At 72.9% G+C, this 20,060-nt stretch carries 17 protein-coding genes; 6 read left to right on the top strand and 11 right to left on the bottom strand.

Features of this window, described 5'->3' with window-relative positions; all coding sequences use genetic code 11:
* Window positions 1-220 precede the first annotated feature (220 nt).
* The 9 genes from ASD48_RS21740 to ASD48_RS21705 all read right to left on the bottom strand — a co-directional run bounded on the left by ASD48_RS21740 (window position 221) and on the right by ASD48_RS21705 (window position 11,782).
* The gene (locus ASD48_RS21740; RefSeq protein ID WP_199875891.1) at window positions 221-1,552 is read right to left on the bottom strand and encodes a hypothetical protein; all 1,332 of its coding nucleotides are present in this window, start codon (window positions 1,550-1,552) and stop codon (window positions 221-223) included.
* A complete protein-coding gene (locus ASD48_RS21735) occupies window positions 1,549-3,312 on the bottom strand; it encodes a DUF3492 domain-containing protein (RefSeq protein WP_057603571.1) in 1,764 nt (587 codons plus the stop codon). Before ASD48_RS21735 ends, ASD48_RS21740 begins: the two co-directional genes overlap by 4 nt.
* 213 nt (window positions 3,313-3,525) lie before the next feature.
* A complete protein-coding gene (locus tag ASD48_RS21730) occupies window positions 3,526-5,280 on the bottom strand; it encodes an ABC transporter ATP-binding protein (RefSeq protein ID WP_057603300.1) in 1,755 nt (584 codons plus the stop codon).
* Complete coding sequence (locus ASD48_RS21725; RefSeq protein WP_057603299.1) at window positions 5,277-6,275, bottom strand: ABC transporter permease; 999 nt, start codon at window positions 6,273-6,275, stop codon at window positions 5,277-5,279. Before ASD48_RS21725 ends, ASD48_RS21730 begins: the two co-directional genes overlap by 4 nt.
* Window positions 6,272-7,321: an ABC transporter permease gene (locus ASD48_RS21720; protein ID WP_057603298.1), complete on the bottom strand. Its 1,050-nt coding sequence runs from the start codon at window positions 7,319-7,321 to the stop codon at window positions 6,272-6,274. Before ASD48_RS21720 ends, ASD48_RS21725 begins: the two co-directional genes overlap by 4 nt.
* Before the next feature lie 4 nt (window positions 7,322-7,325).
* On the bottom strand, window positions 7,326-9,044 hold the full coding sequence (locus ASD48_RS21715) for an ABC transporter substrate-binding protein (protein WP_057603297.1): 1,719 nt from the start codon (window positions 9,042-9,044) through the stop codon (window positions 7,326-7,328).
* Window positions 9,045-9,239: 195 nt separating this feature from the next.
* A complete protein-coding gene (locus ASD48_RS46175) occupies window positions 9,240-9,335 on the bottom strand; it encodes an Ms4533A family Cys-rich leader peptide (RefSeq protein WP_323178948.1) in 96 nt (31 codons plus the stop codon).
* 70 nt (window positions 9,336-9,405) lie between these two features.
* The gene (locus tag ASD48_RS21710) at window positions 9,406-10,677 is read right to left on the bottom strand and encodes a DUF3152 domain-containing protein (protein WP_242432687.1); all 1,272 of its coding nucleotides are present in this window, start codon (window positions 10,675-10,677) and stop codon (window positions 9,406-9,408) included.
* A 133-nt stretch (window positions 10,678-10,810) separates the two neighbouring features.
* Window positions 10,811-11,782 (bottom strand): alpha/beta hydrolase, encoded by a 972-nt coding sequence (locus ASD48_RS21705; RefSeq protein ID WP_057603295.1) that lies wholly within the window; start codon window positions 11,780-11,782, stop codon window positions 10,811-10,813.
* Between the two features lie 241 nt (window positions 11,783-12,023).
* On the opposite strand from ASD48_RS21705, the gene ASD48_RS21700 reads away from it, so the two are divergent.
* The 4 genes from ASD48_RS21700 to ASD48_RS21685 all read left to right on the top strand — a co-directional run bounded on the left by ASD48_RS21700 (window position 12,024) and on the right by ASD48_RS21685 (window position 13,980).
* Window positions 12,024-12,242, top strand: a complete 219-nt coding sequence (locus ASD48_RS21700; RefSeq protein WP_020130829.1) for a hypothetical protein — start codon at window positions 12,024-12,026, stop codon at window positions 12,240-12,242.
* A 180-nt stretch (window positions 12,243-12,422) separates the two neighbouring features.
* The gene (locus ASD48_RS21695) at window positions 12,423-13,064 is read left to right on the top strand and encodes a TetR/AcrR family transcriptional regulator (RefSeq protein ID WP_020130830.1); all 642 of its coding nucleotides are present in this window, start codon (window positions 12,423-12,425) and stop codon (window positions 13,062-13,064) included.
* A 146-nt stretch (window positions 13,065-13,210) separates the two neighbouring features.
* On the top strand, window positions 13,211-13,438 hold the full coding sequence (locus ASD48_RS21690; protein WP_020130831.1) for a DUF3107 domain-containing protein: 228 nt from the start codon (window positions 13,211-13,213) through the stop codon (window positions 13,436-13,438).
* A 272-nt stretch (window positions 13,439-13,710) separates the two neighbouring features.
* A complete protein-coding gene (locus ASD48_RS21685; RefSeq protein ID WP_057603294.1) occupies window positions 13,711-13,980 on the top strand; it encodes a hypothetical protein in 270 nt (89 codons plus the stop codon).
* Window positions 13,981-14,096: 116 nt separating this feature from the next.
* Here the strand turns inward: ASD48_RS21685 and ASD48_RS21680 are convergent, their stop codons facing one another.
* Window positions 14,097-14,834, bottom strand: a complete 738-nt coding sequence (locus ASD48_RS21680) for a ferritin-like fold-containing protein (RefSeq protein ID WP_057603293.1) — start codon at window positions 14,832-14,834, stop codon at window positions 14,097-14,099.
* 500 nt (window positions 14,835-15,334) lie between these two features.
* Between ASD48_RS21680 and ASD48_RS21675 the strand changes: the two genes are divergently transcribed.
* Together ASD48_RS21675 and ASD48_RS21670 are read left to right on the top strand one after the other, a co-directional pair.
* The gene (locus ASD48_RS21675) at window positions 15,335-18,133 is read left to right on the top strand and encodes a DEAD/DEAH box helicase (protein WP_057603292.1); all 2,799 of its coding nucleotides are present in this window, start codon (window positions 15,335-15,337) and stop codon (window positions 18,131-18,133) included.
* 123 nt (window positions 18,134-18,256) lie between these two features.
* Window positions 18,257-19,165: an alpha/beta hydrolase gene (locus tag ASD48_RS21670; protein ID WP_057603291.1), complete on the top strand. Its 909-nt coding sequence runs from the start codon at window positions 18,257-18,259 to the stop codon at window positions 19,163-19,165.
* Here the strand turns inward: ASD48_RS21670 and ASD48_RS21665 are convergent.
* Complete coding sequence (locus ASD48_RS21665; RefSeq protein WP_057603290.1) at window positions 19,162-20,058, bottom strand: NYN domain-containing protein; 897 nt, start codon at window positions 20,056-20,058, stop codon at window positions 19,162-19,164. The genes ASD48_RS21670 and ASD48_RS21665 overlap by 4 nt on opposite strands.
* Window positions 20,059-20,060: the final 2 nt, after the last annotated feature.

Raw genomic sequence — 20,060 nt, 5'->3', positions numbered from 1 at the left:
CCTTCAAGCGTGTTGCGGTGGGGTGCGGCTGGGTGGAGGAACACGTGCGTCGCGTCATCCGGGTGCGGCGGGGCGTGCGCCGTGCGCGGTGGCCGCGCCACCGACGGCAGGCGCCGAAGGGGCGGGCGGGCACGGGGGCGGACAGGGGTCGGCACGGCTGGTCCGTTGCGGACGGCTGGTTCCTTCAACACGGCTGGTCCGTTGAGGACGGCTGGTTCCCTCAGCACGGCTGGTCCGTTCGTGCGTGGGCCGAGGCCCTGGCCAGCGTGCGGGTCGCGTGGAACAGCAGGGTCAGCGCGGCGGTTCCACAGACGAGGGACGGCACACCGGCCGGGCCCCAGGTGGCCACCAGGCTCTCCACGGGAGTGGCCAGGAAGCCGCAGCCGGGAAGCCGGCCCGCGAAGACCGTGGCCGGGGCGAGCGCCTCCGCCGTGCCGGCGGCTCCGAGGGCGACCGCCGGTGCGTGGGTGAAGCCGTGCACCGTGAGGAGACGCGCGAGGAAGAGGAGCGCGCCCAGGGTGAGGGTGTGGCCGTATTCGGCCGGCTCACCCAGGATCGCGGCGCACAGCGGGGTCAACGCGGCCAGCGCGCACAGGAACAGGGCGAAGGTGCCGAGCAGCAGCGGTTGTACGGAGGCGGCGAACTCCTCCAGGCCACGGCTGGTGTCCAGGCGGCGCCTTGCCCGTACGGCGAGGAGGCGGGCGCTCCAGGCGGCCGGCGCGCAGGCCAGGGTGAGGGTCAGCAGCGGGGCGGCGGCGAACGGCCAGGGGCCGCCCGTCGTCCCGTCGGGCAGGCCGTCGGGACCTCCGGCGACAGCGGCACGCAGAAGGCTGTCGCCGAGGGCCGCGTAGCCGAGGAGCCAGCAGGTCCAGGCACCTGTCCGGTGCGGGCCGGGATGGGCGCCGCGGTGCGGGCTCAGTGGGCCCCGGCGCAGGACCGCACGCAGGGCGAGGGCGACGGCGAGGATGCCCGCGGCGGCGACGAGCAGACACGTGCGCCCGTGGGTGAGGCGCACACCTGTCACGGCGGCGGCGCACAGGACGCCCGGCAGGAGGGTGAGCAGTGCCCGGTCCAGGCGGGGCCGCGCGGTCGCCGTGACCGTCGCGGGCGGGGCCGCGTCGCCGTCCCGGGGGACACGCGCGTACATCTCCTCCGCGAGGGAGAAGACGTCCCGGTGCCGGAAGCGCGCGGCGGTGCGGTCGGTGACCCCGTGGGCCTCCAGGCCCGCCGCGATCTCCAGCGGGTCGACGGCGCGTTCGCACAGCTCACGGTGACGGTGCATCAGAGCCTTGACCGGGTCCGCGGCGCCTCGGCGGGGAGCGGCCGATGTGTGCCCCTCGGCACCGGCGTCGACGCGCGCGCCGAGTCTCCCCGGTGACTCCGCGCCCCGCGGCGCTCCGGGCGTGCCCGGCGAGGGCGTTCCCGGCATATCCAGTGCACCCGCCGATAACGGTGCACCCGGAGCACCCGGAGCACCCGGCGTCGACGGTGCGTCCGAGCCACCCTGTGTACCCGGCGTTCCCGGTCTGTCCAGTTCTTCGAGCCCGCTCATCGTGCACCCTCCGTCGCGGCGATCGGCGAGGCGACGCGTGCCGCCGGCCCTGCTGCCCAGCCCGGTCCGCCCCCGGCGGGGACACGCTCGTCGGGACCGGTCCAGTGACCCGTCAGACACGCCTCGGCCGGGACGGCGAAGGGACGGGGATCGCCGTCGTCGAAGGGGAATCGCCTTACCGGGGCCTGGGCGACGAGCTCCAGGTAGATGCCGTGAAATGCCGTGATGTTCTGCTCGACCGTGAAGAGTTCCAGGGCTCGGGCGCGGGCGGCCGCACCCAGGCGTGCACGGCGCTCGGGGTCGCGCAGCAGCGCCACGCACGCCTCGGCGAGCGCCCGCGGGTTGCGCGGCGGAACGACCAGCCCCGTGCCGCCGATGGCCTCGACCACCGCGCCGACGTCGGTCGAAACGGTCGCGCGGCCGCAGAACATCGCCTCGACCAGACCGACCGGGAACCCCTCGACGACGCTTGACAGGACGACCACCGCACCGGCCGTGTACGCCTCGGCGAGGGTGGGCGCGTCCGGGCCGCCGATCTCCTCGAAGGACACCGGGTTGTCACCGACGGCGTGCGGGCCGTCCGCCTCGTCGGGGAAGAGCTGCGCGGCCAGCATCTTGCAGTGGCCGAGGTAGGCCTGCCCCTCCGCCCCGGCCGGGGCGCAGATGATCCGCAGGCGGGTGCGCGGTTCCTGCTTGCGCAACTCCGCGAAGGCGTGCAGCAGGGAGACCAGGTCCTTGGCCGGTTCCGCCCGGCCGACCCAGACCAGGGTGTGCGGATCGGCGGTGTCGAGGGAGTCGCCCGCCTCGGCGAAGCGGGACGGGTCCATGCCCGGGTAGACGGTGCGCAGTTTGGCGCGGTCGGCACCGCATCGCTCCTGCCAGCGGCGGGCGTGTGCGTTGCCGGGGGTGACGCATGCCGCCTGCCGGTACACCTCGGCGGCGAGCCGGCCGTGGAAGGCGGCGACCAGCGAACGTACGGCGGGAGCCGCCTCGGCGGACGCGGCCGCGGACCCCGCGGGCGAGGGGCCCGTCCCCGAGCTCAGATAGTGCGTCCGCAGGCGGACCCCGTACTCGGTCACCAGCAGCGGCACGTCGAAGAAGTGCCGTGCGAGCAGCCCGGGCAGGGCCGCCGCGCCGCCGGACGTGGCATGGCACAGGTCGACCGCGCCGAGCCCCTCGTCCGCGCCGCCCTCGTCCCCGTACCAGTCGAGCGAGAGGGGGCGCAGGGCGCGTTCGAGGTGCGCGGCGACGGCGAGCAGCTCGGGTACGCGCGCCTCGCGCGCCGTGCGCAGCGCGCCGGGCGCGCGGCAGGCACGTTCCAGAGCGCGCACGGCAGTCTCCGAGCGGAGCGCCCCCACCAGGCCGCCCTCGTCCCGGGCGAGTTCGGCGAGGCCGTACAGCGCGTTGGCGAAACGGTCCGCCTGAACGGCGGCAGCGGCCCCCGGGGGGCCCGCCGGTCCCGGGGGATCCCCCTCGCACAGCGCGGTCGCCAACTCGCCGTAGCAATCGGTGAAGCGCCGGCGCGCACGCCTGCCGTAGGCGACCCCGTCGTCCTCGGCCGTCCACAGCGGTGCGGTGCGCACCCGGCTGACCTGCGGCGGAAGCTCGACCCAGCCCGCTTCCTCCTGGAGTTCGGCACGACTGAGCGCGTAGACGTCGAACTCGTGCTGCCCGAGCCCGCGCACGAGCCGGTCGCACCAGAGTCCGGCGTCACCGCTCAGATACGGATAGCCGCCCTCCGTCAGCAGTCCGATGCGCACGCACACTCCCGATCTCCCGTTTGGGGAGCCGCCGTTGACCCGGCGGCTCGCAGCGGGACGAACGTATGCGGACAAGGTGGTGGTGCGGCGGACGGTTGTCCGTCGCACCACCAAAAGGGGTGAACGGTCGTAACTTTCCCGTGCGGGTCGCGTTCGGTAGCGCTAGGAGATCATCCGACTGCGAAACGTCATGTCCCCCGCACCCCACGGGTCTCAGGCCAGGGCCGGCTCCCGTCGTTCGGCGCGTCGGCGGGCGGCGACCGCCGGGTCGAGCGCCGGTACGGCGGCCAGCAGCTGCCGGGTGTACGGGTCCCGTGGCGACTCGTACACCTCGTCGGCGGGCCCCTCCTCGACGACACGGCCGCGCCGCATCACCGCGACCCGGTCGCTGACCTGGCGCACCACGGCCAGGTCGTGGGCGACGAAGACCAGCGCGAGACCGAGTTCGCGCTGGAGCTCGCCGAGCAGGGCGACGACCTGGGCCTGGGTGGTCACGTCGAGCGCGGAGACCGGCTCGTCGCACACGATGACGCGCGGGTCGGCCGCGAGTGCGCGCGCGATGCCCACGCGCTGACGCTGACCGCCGCTGAACTCGTGCGGATAGCGGTCGTAGTGCGCGGCTTCGAGCCCCACCCGCTCCAGCAGTTCCGTCACGCGCGCCCTGACGCGTGCCTCGTCCCTCCCCCGCACGCCGCGCACGCGCGCGCGGAGCGGGTCGGCGATGGACTCACCGACGCTGCGGCGGGGGTTGAGCGAGGAGACGGGGTCCTGGAAGACCATCTGCACGGTCGGGTTCACCCCGGACGACACCCGCCCCTCGTACCGGACCTCGCCGGCCGTCGGCTCCAGCAGTCCCACCAGCATCCGGCCGAGTGTCGTCTTGCCGCTGCCGCTCTCCCCGACGACGCCGAGGGTCTCGCCCCGGTGGACGGTCAGCGACACGCCGTCCACGGCCGCGAGGGCCCGCTTGCCGCGCCCGAACTCGCGGCGCAGCCCGTGGGCCTCCAGCACGACCTCGCCCGGCGGCTCGGTGGCCGTACGCCGCCCGTCCGCCCGCGGACCGTCCGGCTGGGTCCCGCCCGGCGGTGTCCCGCCCGCGTCCGGCTGTCGTACGTCAGGACGCGGTGTGTCGGGACGCGGCACGTCGGGACGCGGGACGTCCGGCGTCCGGGCCCCGCCCCCGACCTCGCGGCGTGCCTCCACCCGGGGCACGGCTCCGAGCAGCTCGCGGGTGTACGGCTGCGCGGGGGCCGCCAGCACGGCTTCGACCGGCCCGTGCTCGACGAGCCGGCCGTGCCGCATGACCAGCACCTCGTCGACGCTCTCCGCCGCCACTCCCACGTCGTGCGTGACCAGCAGCAGCCCCATGCCGGTGTCCTCGCGCAGGGTGTGCAGCAGGTCGAGGATCTGGGCCTGGACGGTCACGTCGAGCGCGGTCGTCGGCTCGTCGGCGATCAGCAGGTCGGGTTCGCAGGCCAGCGCCATGGCGATGAGGGCGCGCTGGCGCATGCCGCCGCTGAACTCGTGCGGCCGCGACCGGGAGCGCCGGACCGGGTCGGGAATGCCCACCCTGTCCAGGACCTGCACCGCACGCGCGCGTGCCGTACGGCGCGACACGCGCGTGTGCACGCGGTACACCTCGGCGATCTGGTCGCCGATCGCGTAGTACGGGTCGAGGGAGGACAGCGGGTCCTGGAAGACCATCGCCGCCCGGCCGCCGCGCAGCCGCCGCAGTTCCTCGTCGGACGCGGCCTGTACGTCGGTCCCGGCGACCCGTACCGAACCGCCGACGGCGGCCCCCGTCCCCCGGTGCAGCCCCAGGAGGGCCGAGGCGACCGTGGACTTGCCGGAGCCGGACTCGCCGACGAGGCCGAGGGCGGCGCCCTGCGCCAGCCGGAAGGAGAGGCCGTCGACGGCGCGCAGCCCGCCGAACCCGACCGTCAGGTCCGTGACTTCCACCAGGCTCATGCGAGCACCACCCGTCGGTCGGCCACCGCGTACAGGACGTCCGCGACGGCGTTGGCGAGAACCACGAAGAAGCCGATGACCAGAACCATTCCGACGACCACCGGAAGGTCCACGACGTTGACCGCGTGCACCAGTTCCCGGCCGATGCCGGGGAGCCCGAAGAGGGTCTCGGTGAGCACCGCGCCACCGACCGCCGAGCCGAAGTTGTTGGCGTTCAGCGCGATGACCGGCGCGAACGCCCCGCGCAGCGCGTGCCGCCCGATGATGGACCGCTCGCCGACGCCGTACGCGCGGAAGGTGCGGATGTGGTCCTCGGCAAGGGTCTCCAGCATCGACGAGCGGGTCAGCCGGGCGAACGAGGCGGCCTCGATCAGGGCGAGCGAGAGCCAGGGCAGCAGCAGGTTCCACGCCCACTGTTCGGGGTCGTCGGTGAGGTTCACGTACTGCGGGAAGGGCAGCAGTTCGAGCTCGCCGCAGACGACGATCATCAGGACGAGGCCGATCACGAACACGGGCGTGGCCGTTCCGGCGAGGGTGACGGCGGTCAGGACGCGCTCGGTGAGCCGCCCGCGCCGCCAGGCCGACAGCACGCCGGTGCCGACGCCGAGGACCAGCCACACCACCATCGCGCCGAGGACGAGCGACAGGCTCACCGGCAGCTTGGTCAGGATCAGCCGGGTGACCTGCTGATCGCTCTGGTACGACAGCCCCAGGCAGGGCGCCGGGCAGTGCTCCACGGAGGTGCCGGTCGAGTAGTCCTGGCCGGCGACGAGACCCTCGACGAAGTGCCCGTACCGCACGTAGAGGGGTTCGTCGAGGCGCAGTTGCTGGGCGACCTGGTGCACCTGGGCAGGCGAGCAGCGCGGCCCGCAGGTGATCTGGGCGACGTCGCCGGGGGTGACGTAGAAGACCACGTAGACGATCACCGATATGGCGAACAGGGTGAGGATCGTGCCGATCCCCCGGCGCAGCACGAAGCCGCCGAAGCCGCTCATGAGGTCGTCTCCTTCTCGGCCGCGGTGTCCGCTCGGTGCTCCCGCCGGCGCCCCGTCCCGACCCGCAGCCGGGACGCCGCGCGCGGGTCGAGCGCCGTGCGCACGCCGTCACCGAGGACGGTCAGCGCGAGGACGGTCACGAAGAGGGCGCCGGCGGGCAGCAGCAAGTACTGCGGGGCCGCCTGGTACCAGACGTCGGCGGCGGTGAGCATCTGCCCCCAGGACGGCGTCGGAGGCTTCACACCGACCCCGAGGAAGGACAGCGCGGCCTCGACGGTGATGTTCTGCGGTACGAGCAGCGCCGCGTACGTGATGACGGGGGCGGCGAGCCCGGGCAGCAGTTCCCGGCGGGCGATCCGCCAGGTGTTCCAGCCGCTGAGCCGGGCCGCCGAGACGTAGTCGAGGCCCTTGAGGGTGAGCGTCTGCGCGCGCACCAGCTTGGCGATGTTGCCCCAGGAGAGCAGCCCGATGACCAGGGTGACCAGGACGGGCCGGGGGAAGCTCGCCGGGACGATCGCGAGCAGCGCCAACGACATGATCATCAGCGGCAGGGCGACGAAGATGTCGGTGATCCGGCTCAACAGTTGATCAACCCATCGACTGCCGAGCGCGGCGGCGATGCCCAGGGTGACACCGAGGGCTATCTGGATGACGGTCGCGGCCAGCGCGACGCCCAGCGACACCCGGGCGCCGTGGACGAGTCGGGCGAACAGGTCGCGCCCGGTCTGCGGTTCGACGCCGAGCCAGTGGTCGCCGCCGATGCCGCCCAGCGGGCCGACCGGCACGCCCCCGCGCGCGGAGTCGATGAGGGCGGGGTGGTAGGTGGTCGGGTCCTGGCCCTCGAGGGCGGTGAGCAGCGGCGCGGCGAGCGCGACCAGGACGAGCAGCGCGACGACGACCGCCGCGACGAGGGCGGCGCGCTGCGCGCGCAGCCGCCGCCAGAACTGACGGGCGCCCGAGGCCCCCGGGACGGACGCGGGGTCCGTCCCGGGGGCCCGGGCGGCGAGGACGGCCTCGGCGGCCGTCCTGGTGACTGCCTCGCTCACGGTGTCACTTCACCGCTACCTGCGAGGGATCCAGGACGCCGTCCCAGTCGCTGATGACGATGTTGCGGATGTCCTCGCCGTAGAGCCGCTTGTAGACGGGGTGGAACAGCGGCACGGTCAGCGCCTGCGCACCGATCTTCTTGTCCAGTGCGCCCCACCTCTTGGCGGCGGCGTCGAGGTCGGTCAACTTGTTGATCGCGTCGATCTCGGCATTGACCGACTTGTCGTTCAGGAAGCCGGTGTTGAAGTTGGCGCCGTCCTTGACGATCTGCCGGCCGTCGAAGGTCGGGGCGAGGAACGGACCGCCGGAGGGCCAGTCCGCGCCCCAGTGGGCCAGGAAGAAGCCGGGCTCGGTCTTCACGTCGTGGATCGTGTCGGAGTAGTCGTTCTCCTCCAGACCCTGGAGCTTGACGGTGATGCCGGCCTTCTTGAGCGCGTCCTGGATCGCGGTCGCGATCTCCGGGCTTGTCTCGAAGTCCTGGCTGTTGGAGTGGGTGAGGGTGATGGTCAGCCCGTTCGGGTGACCGGCCTGCTTCAGCAGTTCCCTGGCCTTCGCCGCGTCGCCGGTCTCACCCGCCGGGAACAGGTCGTAGGGCTCGTAGCCGAAGGACTTCTGGCTCGGCAGGTAGGTGGTGGCGGCCTCGGCGAGCGACGAGCCGCCCGCCGCGTTGACGACCGACGACCGGTCGACGGCGTACGAGATCGCCTGGCGCACCCTGATGTCGTCGAACGGCTTCACGTTCGGGTTGAACGCGATGTAGTTGGTGTAGCCGAAGTGGCCGGTGCCGACCCGGGCGGCGAGTTCCTTGTCCCCGCTGACCTTGGCGAGTTCGGCAGGGCCGAGGTTGGTGTCCGTGGTGATGGCGGCGGCGTCCGCCCCCTGGGAAGCGGACAGCCGCTGGTTGATCACCGAGGAGTCGAGCCCGGACCGTACGTCGATCGTGTCGGGGTACGCCTTGCGCTCGGCGTCCGTCTTCGCCGACCAGTGGGTGTTGCGCTCCAGGGTGAGCCGCTCGCCGTCGTTCTCGTTCTTGACGACCTTGTAGGGGCCGGACGAGACCGGGTGCTCCTCGTACTTCGTACCGGTGTCCTTGGCCTTCGGGACGGGCGCGAACTGCGTCTGCGTGGCCAGGTACGGGAACTCGCCCTCGGGCTTGTTCAGATGGAAGACGATCGTGCGGCTGTCCGGCGTCTCGATGGCGGCGAGGCCCTTGGAGTCCTTGTACGGCCCCTGGTAGTCGGCCGCGCCGACGAGCCAGTCCCGCAGGTAGGGCGCGCCGCCGGAGAGCTCGGGCGCGAAGGACCGCTCGATGCCGTACTTGATGTCGGCCGAGGTGATCGCGGTCCCGTCCTCGTACTTCAGACCCTCCTTGAGGGTGTACGTCCACTCGGTGGCGTCCTGGTTGGGGCGCCCGGTGTCGGTGGCGAGGTCGGGGACGACGTCGGTGCCGGGGGCGCCGTTCTCACGGTTGCGCGTGGTGAGGGTTCTGAAGACCAGGGTGGGGACCTTGCCGCCGCCGGAGGTGTAGAGGCGCGCCGGGTCGAAGTCCTGCTGGGGGTTGCGGTTCAGGATGGTGAGCGTGCCGCCCTGGTGCGGGGCGGAGTCGCCGCCGGAGGCCTTGGCATCGTTGTCCTCGGGCCCGCAGGCCGCGGCACCCGCGGCCACCACCAGGCTGACGGATGCCGCGGCGACGCGGCGCGCTATGAGGGACGGTTGACGCATCGGAATGACGACCTCTCGGTTGGCGGTCTCGCCGCCCCTGCCGGGGCATCTCGGTATCCGAGACATGTGGACGAGGAGTGAGACGAATGTGAACAGACGTCTGCCCCGGCGCCGGGTCGTCGAAGAGCCGAGCCGTGACGGGGCCACAGCTCGGGAGAGAGGGGGGATTCGCGACGCACGCGCCTGAGGGCGGCGTCAGCGACAGTGGATGTCTGCCACGCAGAGCGCGGTCACGCCGAAGAGCGCCAGCTCGATGGCGGCGCTGCTGTCGACGGGATGACTAGACCACATACGCAGCAATATGGAGGAACTTTTTGGGCATGTCAACGCGCCCCATGCGGCACCCGTCCCTCCCTGAGGCTCAACTGCCGGGATAGGGCCAGGCGTTGGGCAGGCAGTGGATTCCGTCGTGGTCGAGGAACTTCGTCTGCTGCTGCATGACGGGTGCCAGGTCGCCGTCCTTGTCGCAGGTGACATGGCTGTAGCCGAGCCGGTGGCCGACCTCGTGGTTGATCAGCATCTGCCGGTAGGCGTACATCTTGTCGCCGAAGGTCTCCGACCCCTGGGCCCACCGGTAGGCGTTGATCATCACGCGCTCGGTGGCGGCCGAGTCACAGGAGACGTTGTCCTCCGTGGTGTCCAGACCGGACTTGGCGCACCACACGGCGGTGGTGCCCGGACTGGCGAGCGTGATGACGAAGTCGGCCTCGCCCGACTGGATCCGCTCGAAGGTACGGGCGCCGTCGTGGGCCCAGCTGCGGGCGTCGTTGAGGGTCTCCTGCACGGCCCGCGCGAAGAGTGCGCCGTCGAGTCCGAGGCCCTGTTCCACGTCCACGCGGTAGGTGTACTTCTGCCCCTTGCCGGGCGCCTTGGCGACGCCCGCGACGGCGTCGAACTTTCCCGACCCCTTGAGCTTGGCACCGAGCGCGTACTTCGCGTCCATCCGCTGCGCGTACGTCAGCGTGGCGGCCGCGCCGGGCGCGCCCGCGGACACGGACGGGCTCGGCCGGTCGTCCCCGCGCGCGGCTTGGTCGTCGACGGCCTCACGGGTCTGCCCGGAGGCGGACCGCGACCGGACGGAGTCGTCGTCCCGGCCGGTGGCGACCTGTCCGGCCACCACGACGGCCAGCACCGTGGTGACGGCGGCGGCCGCGATACCGGCGAACGCCCGCCCCTTGACTCCCTGGGCGGTCGCGGGCTCGCCGGTCGGCGGCGCGTCGCCGCCGTCGATGGCGGCCGGGCCGGTGGTACGGAAGGCAGCCTCCCGGTCGGTGTCGGTGGAGTACGGATCCTGCTCACGCACGCGCGTGGCGGCGGACGGCCTCCTCGCGCGCGTGAAGACGTCCTCGTCGTCCTCACCGAAGGCGTCGAGGTACTCCTGACGCGGGCCCTGACGGGAACCTTGGCGAGGGCCCTGACGCGGACCGTCCTGGGGTATGGGTCTCTGACGCGGTATCACGGGCTGCCCGGTACCCGCTGATCGTCCCCTCAAGTCACCCCAGCCGCCCCCGACCTCACGCTGCTCGGGGTGACCGCCCCGCACCTGCGGGAACCCGTGGGCCGGAGTCCCGTCGGAGAACGGGAAGCGGGGCACTCCGTGCGAGGGGGTTGCGTCGTACCCCGGGGGCGGCACCTGGACGCGGGCGCCGCGCGGGTCCCCCTGGGGGGACGGCTCCGGAGAAGCCCCCTGCGACGCGCCCTTGGAGCCGCCCTTGGCGGCACTCTTGGGCGCGGGTCCACGCCGGCTGTGGCGTCCCACGTAGGTCTCAGCCTCCCGAGGTCTTGGTCGCGGTGTCGGCGAGCAGCTCCCGGAACGCCGTCGCCACCGTCTCGGGATACTCCATCATCGCCACGTGCCCGGCGTCGGGCAGCGTGAGCAGGCGGGAGTCACGGAAGGTACGGGCGGCCCGCTGCGCCATACGGAAGCCGACGAGCTGGTCGCGACCACCGTAGACCAGGAGGGTCGGTGCGAGGACGCGCTCGGCCTGGCGCCACAGCCCATGCTGACCGCCCAGCGTGTACGCGCTGAGCAGGCCGCGCGTGGAACGCGTCAGCGCGTCCCAGAAGTACGGCAGCTGAAGCCGCCGCTCCAGCTCCTCCACCGCATGGCGGAACGCGTCCGGGCCGACCCGTCCGGGATCGCCGTAACAGAGCGCCGTGACGCCGCGGACGCGCTGCTCGGCGGTCCACTCCCGGGTGAACCGGGTGAAGAGCGCGGCCACGCCGGGCAGTCCGACCAGCCCGGTGGGCACCGCCGTCCGCTGCACCCGCAGCTCGGGCAGCGCGGGGGACACCAGTGTCAGCGTCCGCACGAGGTCGGGCCGGACCGCGGCGACACGCGTGGACACCGCGCCGCCGAGGGAGTTGCCGAAGAGGTGCACGGGTCCGCGGTCGACGGCGTCGAGATAGCGGATGACGGCACGCGCGTGTGCCGTGATGGAGTAGTTGCCGTCGTCGGGCGGCGGGGAGTCGCCGAAGCCCGGCAGATCCACGGCCTCGCTCGCCACCGCCCCGTCGAGCAGCGCCATGAGCGCCGACCAGTTCTGCGAGGAACCGCCGAGGCCGTGCACGTACAGCGCGGGCTCGAGCCCCTCGCGCGCGGGCGGCCTGGAGCGGACCGTGAGCGTGACGCCCGGCAGCCCGACCGAGCGGAGCCGCTCGCCCTCGGCCACCCGGACCGCGATCGCCTTCGGCAGCACACTGGTGGGCGGCACGGAAGGCAGCTCGGTCGAAGACATGCGGGCAATGTTACGAGACGATCACGCACGCTTTTGTGTGTTCGCCGTCACACGCGCGGGTCGCCCGCGCGCGGGACGCGCGACGCCCCGCCATCACGCCGGAGCCATGGCCACGCGAATCGGGGGCACTCCGCACAGCGATCGCATGGCGTCCGAAACGGGTGTCTCCTAGGCTCGTACCGAGGGCACCCGCTTGTGGCCCCTGCACCTCGCAGGGACGTTCGTAGGAAGGGAGCCCACCATGGCCGTTGACCCCACCGACCCGGAGACGTTCGAAGAGGACGACGACTTCGGGGAGATCGACGTCGAGGCGCCGGAGAACGACGCCGCCGAGCAGTCCAAGGACGTGACCCCGAAGCGCGACGACTCCCTGGAGGACGTGGATCCCGCCCGGGCCGACGAAGCCGATCTCGTCGAACAGGCGCGCGTCGTCTCCCTCGACGAGGACGACTATCGCTGACATGCGCCGAGCTGGAGCGCGGCGGAGTATGCCCGTAACGTCCCGTTCCAAACCTTTTTACACCGCTTTTGCCGTCGTCCAGTCCGTGAAATTCTGCACGCGCACCGCGCACAGCACGGTTACCGAAAAGTACGATGGCGTCGCGGCGCTCACCGCATGAGGACCACTTTGGGAGGCGGCGTGACAGCCATCGAGCAGACAGAGGCGGCGCGCCCGCGAGGCACCCGCCTGCCGCGCCGTGCCCGTCGGAACCAGCTGCTGGGCGCCGCCCAGGAAGTCTTCGTGGCGCAGGGCTACCACTCGGCCGCCATGGACGACATCGCGGAGCGGGCCGGAGTCAGCAAGCCGGTGCTCTACCAGCACTTCCCCGGCAAGCTCGACCTCTACCTGGCCCTGCTGGACCAGCACTGCGAGTCGCTCATCCAGGCCGTGCGCGGCGCGCTCGCCTCGACGACCGACAACAAGCAGCGGGTCCGGGCCACGATGGACGCGTACTTCGCGTACGTCGAGGACGACGGCGGCGCCTTCCGCCTGGTCTTCGAGTCGGACCTGACGAACGAGCCGGCGGTGCGCGAGCGCGTCGACAAGGTCACCACCGAGTGCGCCGAGGCCATCTGCGAGGTCATCGCGGAGGACACCGGCCTCTCGCGCGCGGAGTCGATGCTGCTCGCCTCGGGTCTGGGCGGTCTCGCCCAGGTCGTGGCACGGTCCTGGCTGCACAGCGACCGCAGCGTGCCGCGCGACCAGGCGGTGCAGCTGCTGGCCTCGCTGGCCTGGCGGGGCATCGCCGGTTTCCCGCTGCACGGCACCGATCAGCACTGACCGCGGGGACGTCCGGCCGTTTGTTCCCGCCCGCTGTTCGCTCCTGGCGTGGACGGCCGCGCCGTGAACGTCCCCTCACCGGGCTAATGTGTGCAGCGTACGGCGCGGACGCCCGCGCACCTCATGACCGTCGGAGGGACATAGCCGTGGAGGTCAAGATCGGCGTGCTGCACGCACCCCGCGAGATCGTTCTGGAGAGCGGTCAGACTCCCGAGGAAGTCGAGCGCGTGGTGGCCGAGGCCCTGGCCGGAAAGTCGCAGCTGCTCAGCCTCGTGGACCAGCACGGCCGCAAGGTCCTGGTTCCGGCCGACCGCCTGGCCTACGTCGAGCTGGGCGAGCCCGCCCCGCGCAAGGTGGGCTTCGGCGCTCTGTAGGCGAAGCGACGCAGGTGGGGCCCGGCGACCGGACGGTCGCCGGGCCCCACCTGCGTTCCCGTGCGTTCCCGCCGGATGTCCCCGCCGGCGGATTCCCGGTCGGCGGATCCCCGGCCGGCCCCTACCGGCGGATTCCCGGCCGGTTTCGCTGTCGGCGTCTTCTCCACGGACGGAGCACAAGTCGGCCACAGAGGAGGATTGCATTCCGCAGGTCACGGGTATGACGGGCTACGACCTTGATGCACAGCCCCAACCGTCCGGGAGGGACCCACATGATCTTGGAAGCGCTCGGCTCCGCTGTGCTCGGTCTCGTGCTCGCGTGGGCGGCGGTGCACCGCTTCTCGCACCGTCTGCCGGTACGCACCCTCGTCTTCGCGACGGGCGTCGCAGGAGCCCTGTTCGGTGACTTCGTCACCCACAGCGCGCTGGGCCCCGGCACCGCCCCGGCGAGTCTCCTCGGCGCGGGGATCGTCTCCGCCGCCTCGCTCTCCCTGCTGTTGCGCCCGGCCGGCCGACTCCGCCGGCGGTCGGCCCCGGCCTGAGCCCGGCGACGACAGGTGAAGGCCGGTGACGGCCGGCGGGAGGAGAACCCGTCCGGCCGTTTCCGTATGACGCGACACGCCGGACAGGCCCTGGGCCGTCGGCCCCCGAGCAGGCCCTAGGCGGCCAGCCCCAGCGCCGCCATCCGCTTGGTGTGCGCCTCGGTGATCCGGGAGAACATCCGGCCGACCTCGGCGAGGTCGAAGCCGTCCGCGACACCGCCCACGAGCATCGTCGACAGCGCGTCGCGGTCCGCGACCACCCGCTGGGACTGCGACAGCGCCTCGCCCATCAGCCGCCGCGCCCACAGCGCGAGCCGTCCGCCCACCCGCGGGTCGGCGTCGATCGCGCCACGGACCCGGTCCACGGCGAAGCCGGCGTGGCCGGTGTCGTCGAGCACGGCCAGCACCAGGGCGCGGCTGTCGGTGTCCAGGCGCACCGCGACCTCGCGGTAGAAGTCGCTGGCGATCGAGTCGCCCACGTACGCCTTGACGAGGCCCTCCAGCCAGTCGGACGGGGCCGTCTGCCGGTGGAATCCGTCCAGCGCGGCGACGAACGGCTCCATCGCCGCCGTCGGCTCCTCACCGATCTCGGTCAGCCGGTCGCGCAGCCGCTCGAAGTGGTGGAACTCGGCCGACGCCATCTTCGCCAGCTCGGCCTTGTCCTCCAGGGTCGGCGCCAGTTTGGCGTCCTCCGCGAGCCGCTCGAACGCCGCCAGCTCGCCGTACGCCAGCGCACCCAGCAGATCCACGACCGCGGCCCGGTACTGCGGGTCGGCCGAGGCCGTCGTCCAGTCCTGCGCGGCGATGCCGGTTGCGGTGTTCTCAGGCTTGTCAGAGGTCGTCATGAAGCGCACAATAGCCCGCTCGTCGCACGGGGGAAGTCCCTGGTCAATCAGTGTGACAACGAAGACGTACGGGACCGCCCCCGGCACTGTGACAACCACAACGTGACCGAATCGGCCATCGCGTGTGCGCGATTCCGGGGTATGGTGGTAATGCGCCTGCCGAATATTCGACGGGCCGCACGTATGAGGATGCCCGGTCGGTGGCCCGATCGGCTCCGACCCGACAGCCCTCCTCGCCCGTACGGCACTGTGCGTACGGAAACCCGGAGGGGACCCCCTCAGCGGTACGAGCGCTAGAGCGTCGGCAGAGGTCCCGTGTCCTGACGGCTTGCCCGTGAGGCAGTCGACGTCCCCGGCACGGTCCTGACACGACCCCCGCGCTCGCCTCGCACCGCGCACACAGAAGAGGCAGCACCCTGACTACCACGTTCCGAGAGCTCGGCATCCTTTCCGAGACCGCCGAGGCCCTTGAGGCCGTCGGCATCATCAGTCCCTTCCCCATCCAGGAGATGACGCTTCCCGTCGCTCTCACGGGAACGGACGTCATCGGCCAGGCCAAGACCGGCACCGGCAAGACGCTCGGCTTCGGACTCCCGCTCCTCGAGCGCGTGACCGTCCCCGCCGACGTCGAGGCCGGCCGCGCCCGGCCCGAGGACCTCACCGACGCCCCGCAGGCGCTCATCGTCGTCCCCACGCGTGAGCTGTGCACGCAGGTCACCAACGACCTGCTGACCGCGGGCAAGGTGCGCAACGTCCGCGTCCTCGCCATCTACGGCGGCCGCGCCTACGAGCCCCAGGTCGAGGCCCTCAGGAAGGGCGTCGACGTGGTCGTCGGCACCCCGGGCCGGCTGCTGGACCTGGCGGGCCAGAAGAAGCTCGACCTCAAGCACATCAAGTCGCTCGTCCTGGACGAGGCCGACGAGATGCTCGACCTGGGCTTCCTGCCCGACGTCGAGAAGATCATCAACATGCTGCCGGCGAAGCGCCAGACCATGCTGTTCTCGGCGACCATGCCGGGCGCGGTCATCGGCCTCGCGCGCCGCTACATGTCGCAGCCGACGCACATCAACGCCACGTCGCCGGACGACGCGGGCAGGACCGTCGCGAACACCAAGCAGCACGTGTACCGCGCGCACAACATGGACAAGCCCGAGATGGTGGCGCGCATCCTCCAGGCCGAGGGCCGCGGCCTGGTCATGGTGTTCTGCCGTACCAAGCGCACCGCCGCCGACCTGGCCGACCAGCTCCAGCAGCGCGGCTTCGCCTCCGGCGCGGTCCACGGCGACCTCGGCCAGGGCGCCCGTGAGCAGGCGCTGCGCGCCTTCCGCAACGGCAAGGTCGACGTCCTCGTCTGCACCGACGTGGCCGCCCGCGGCATCGACGTCGAAGGCGTCACGCACGTCATCAACTACCAGTCCCCCGAGGACGAGAAGACCTACCTGCACCGCATCGGCCGTACCGGCCGCGCGGGCGCCAAGGGCATCGCGGTCACGCTGGTCGACTGGGACGACATCCCGCGCTGGCAGCTCATCAACAAGGCGCTGGAGCTCGAGTTCAGCGACCCGCCGGAGACGTACTCCACCTCTCCGCACTTCTTCGAGGAACTCGGCATTCCCGCGGGCACCAAGGGTGTTCTGCCGCGCTCGGAGCGCACCCGCGCCGGGCTCGACGCGGAGGAGCTCGAGGACCTCGGCGAGCCGGGCGGCCGCGGAGCGCGCGGTCGCGGCGACCGGGGCGGTCGCGGTGGCCGTGGTGACCGGGGCGGCCGTGGTGACCGCGGCGGTCGCGACGACCGCGGTGGCCGGAGCGAGTCCCGTTCCGGCGACCGGACCGCGGAGCAGACCGAAGAGCGCGAGCGTTCGGCCCGTACACCCCGTCGCCGTCGTCGTACGCGCAACGGCTCCCCGCTCGACGGGGTGGCCGCCGGGACCACCGCGGCCGAGCAGGCCCCCGTGGCCGAGCCGACGCCCGTGGCGGAGGAGACCGCGGGCCCGCGTACTCCGCGCCGTCGGCGCCGCACCCGCAACGGGTCCGCGCACGAGGCCGCCGTCGTGACGGCCGCGCCGGCCGCCGCGTCGACCGTCGAGCCCGTCGCCGAGGCGGCGGAAGCGGCTGTGACGGCCGTGGCGACCGCCGAGGGCACCGCCCCGGAGGCGGCTGCGGAGACCGTGGCCGCGCCGCGCCGCCGCCGTACCCGCAGGACCGCGGAGACCGTGCAGACCGAGGCGACCGCGCAGACCGACGCGACCGCACCGGTCACGGTGACGGAGCCGCCGGCCGCCGAGGCCGCTGTCGACACCGCGGAGGCCACGGAGGCCAAGCCGCGCCGCCGTACCCGCAAGGCGACGGCCCCGGCCGAAGCCGTGGTCGAGGCCGTCGAGGCCCCGGTGGCCGCCGCGGCCGCCGAGACCGTGGTCAAGCCGCGTCGCACCCGCAAGACGGCAGCCACGGCCCCGGCCGAAGCCGCCGTCGACACGGCCGAGGCAACCGAGGCCAAGCCCCGCCGCCGCACCACCCGCAAGGCCACCGCCCCCGAGACGACGGCCACCACGGCCGACATCCCGGCCCAGGCCACCCAGGAAACGGAAGCCACCAAGCCGCGCCGCACCCGCAAGACCGCCGCCACCGCCCCGGCCCCGGCCGAGGCCGAGACCGCGGTCGACACGGCGGAGGGCACGGAGGCCAAGCCGCGCCGCCGCGCCACGCGCAAGGCGACGGTCCCGGCCGAAGCCGCGACGGACACGGTCGAGGCCACCGAGGCCAAGCCGCGCCGCACGCGCAAGGCGGCTGCCACGGCCACCGAGGCCCCGGCGACCGTCGAGGCCGCCGAGCCCGAGGCCAAGCCGCGTCGCACCCGTAAGGCAGCGGCTCCGGCCGAGGTCGCGGTGGACACGGCCGAGGTCGCGGAGGCCAAGCCGCGCCGCATCCGCAAGGCCGCCACGGCGACGGAGCCGATCGCGGAGGCCGCCGCGGCCGCCGCGGCCGCGGTCAAGCCGCGTCGCACCCGCAAGACGGCAGCCACGGCCCCGGCCGAAGCCGCCGTCGACACGGCCGAGGCGACCGAGGCCAAGCCCCGCCGCCGCACCACCCGCAAGGCCACCGCCCCCGAGACGACGGCCACCACGGCCGACATCCCGGCCCAGGCCACCCAGGAAGCGGAAGCCACCAAGCCGCGCCGCACCCGCAAGACCGCCGCCACCGCCCCGGCCCCGGCCGAGGCCGAGACCGCGGTCGACACGGCGGACGCGAAGCCGAGGGTGCGTCGCACCCGCAAGGCGACCGCTGCCGCGGAGCCCGCGGACGGCTGATCCACCGGCATGGCATGACGGCCCGACGGCCCGGTCCCTCCTCGGCGAGGGTCCGGGCCGTCGGCGTCCCCGGGAGAGGTACCACCGACGGCGCGCGGTGTGCCCTCCCGGTAGCCTCGGGGCGTGACCAGGCCCAGCACCAGCAGCCCGTTCCCGCCGCCCCCCGGCGCGGTGTCGTATCCGCTGCGGACCGAGCGCGGCGAGTTCGCCGTCGTCGACGCGCCCGTGCCCTCCGGTGTCGAGCAGCGGGGTGTCGCGCTGCTGATGCCCGGCTTCACCGGGAGCAAGGAAGACTTCCACCGCATGCACGAGCCGCTCGCGGCCCGCGGCTACCGGACCATCGCCGTGGACGGGCGCGGGCAGAACGAGTCCGACGGGCCGGCTGTCGACGAATCCGCTTACGCGCGCGAGGAGTTGGCGCGGGACGTGCTGGCGCAGGCGGCGGCTCTCGACACCCCTGTGCACCTGATGGGCCACTCCCTCGGCGGTCAGATCGCCCGTGCCGCAGTGATTCTCGACCACTCCCCCTTCCTGTCGTTCACGCTCGTCGCCTCGGGCCCGGCCGAGATCTCGGAGTCCCAGAAGCAGCGCGTGAAGCTGCTGCACGACGCGCTCGCGGTGATGACGATGCCGCAGGTGTGGGACGCGATCCTGGCGATGGGCCCGCCGGAGGAGGTCGGCGGCCCGGCCCGTGGCCCCGGCGAGCCGGAGCTGCTGCGACGGCGCTGGCTGAACCACAAGCCCGCCCAACTCCTCGTGACTGGGCGCCAGTTGTGTGCGGAGCCGAACCGGGTCGGTGAACTCGCCGCCGTTCCGCTGCCGTTCCATGTGCTGTCGGGTGCGCGGGACGACACCTGGCCGGTGCCCCTCCTCGACGACATGGCCGTGGAGCTGCGGGCGCACCGGACGGTCGTCCCGGGCGCCGAGCACTCGCCGAACCAGGACCAGCCGCTGCCGACGGCCCACGCGCTCGCCGACTTCTGGGACCGCCACCCCGGGAGCCGGGAGCCCGTCCGGCCGGTCAGGCCCTAGTACTGCGTCTGCACGTGCTCCCAGAAGCCGTCCCGCAGGGCGCGTCGCAGGTCGGCCTGGCCGCGCAGGGAGTACTGGAGGATGCCTTCCGCCTCCACGAGGAGATCCTGGTCGACGGAGCCGGGGAGGTAGGGATGGCCCGGCAGCAGCTCGGCCAGCGACTCCCTGCCCCGCGCCGCGAGCCACTTCGCCGCCACCTGCGCGCCGACGAAGCGGACGGCCTCACGGGTGGGCCGGTTCGCGCCGGGGCCCTCGTAGGCCGGGGCGGTGCGCCGTGAGACGTACGGCTTGAAGAAGTCGAGGTCGAGGGTGCGCTGGCTGTCGACCTCCCAGAGCAGCGGCTCGGCCTGGTTGCGGCCTTCCGGTGCCTCGATGCCCCAGAGGTGCACCCGGGCGCCGTACCCCTGCGCGGCCTCCACCGCCGAGACCAGGTCCTCGTCGCCGCCCAGCAGGGCCGCGTCGCTGATGGCCCGATGCCGGGCCAGGGACTCCAGGTCGGTCCGGATCAGGGAATCGACGCCCTTCTGCTGGTTGTTGGCGTTCAGGTTGCCCAACCGCACCTTCACGTCCGGCAGTTCGGCGATGGACTGCTGTTCGGAGGTGTGGATGCGGCGCCGGGCGCCGTCGTACCAGTAGACGCGCAGCAGCCGGCTGTCGGCGAAGATCGAGCGGGCGCGGTCGATGAGCGCCTCGATCAGGCCCTCGGCGTCGAGGTCGAAGGCCCGGCGGTCCTCGGTCCCGGCCACCAGGCGCCCCGCGGCCGCGTACAGATACCCCGCGTCGACGAAGATCGCGTGGGTCGAGGGTGTCTTGGCCACCTCGGCGAGCATGCGTGTCAGCAGCGCGTTCGTGCGGTCGATACGGTCGGCGAGGGCCGGGAGGTCGTCGTTCATCG

This window comes from Streptomyces sp. Root1310 (assembly GCF_001426425.1).
Lineage (GTDB): Bacteria > Actinomycetota > Actinomycetes > Streptomycetales > Streptomycetaceae > Streptomyces.
Note: the sequence above shows the minus strand (reverse complement) of the source record. Positions and strands in the feature narration are given on the sequence as shown.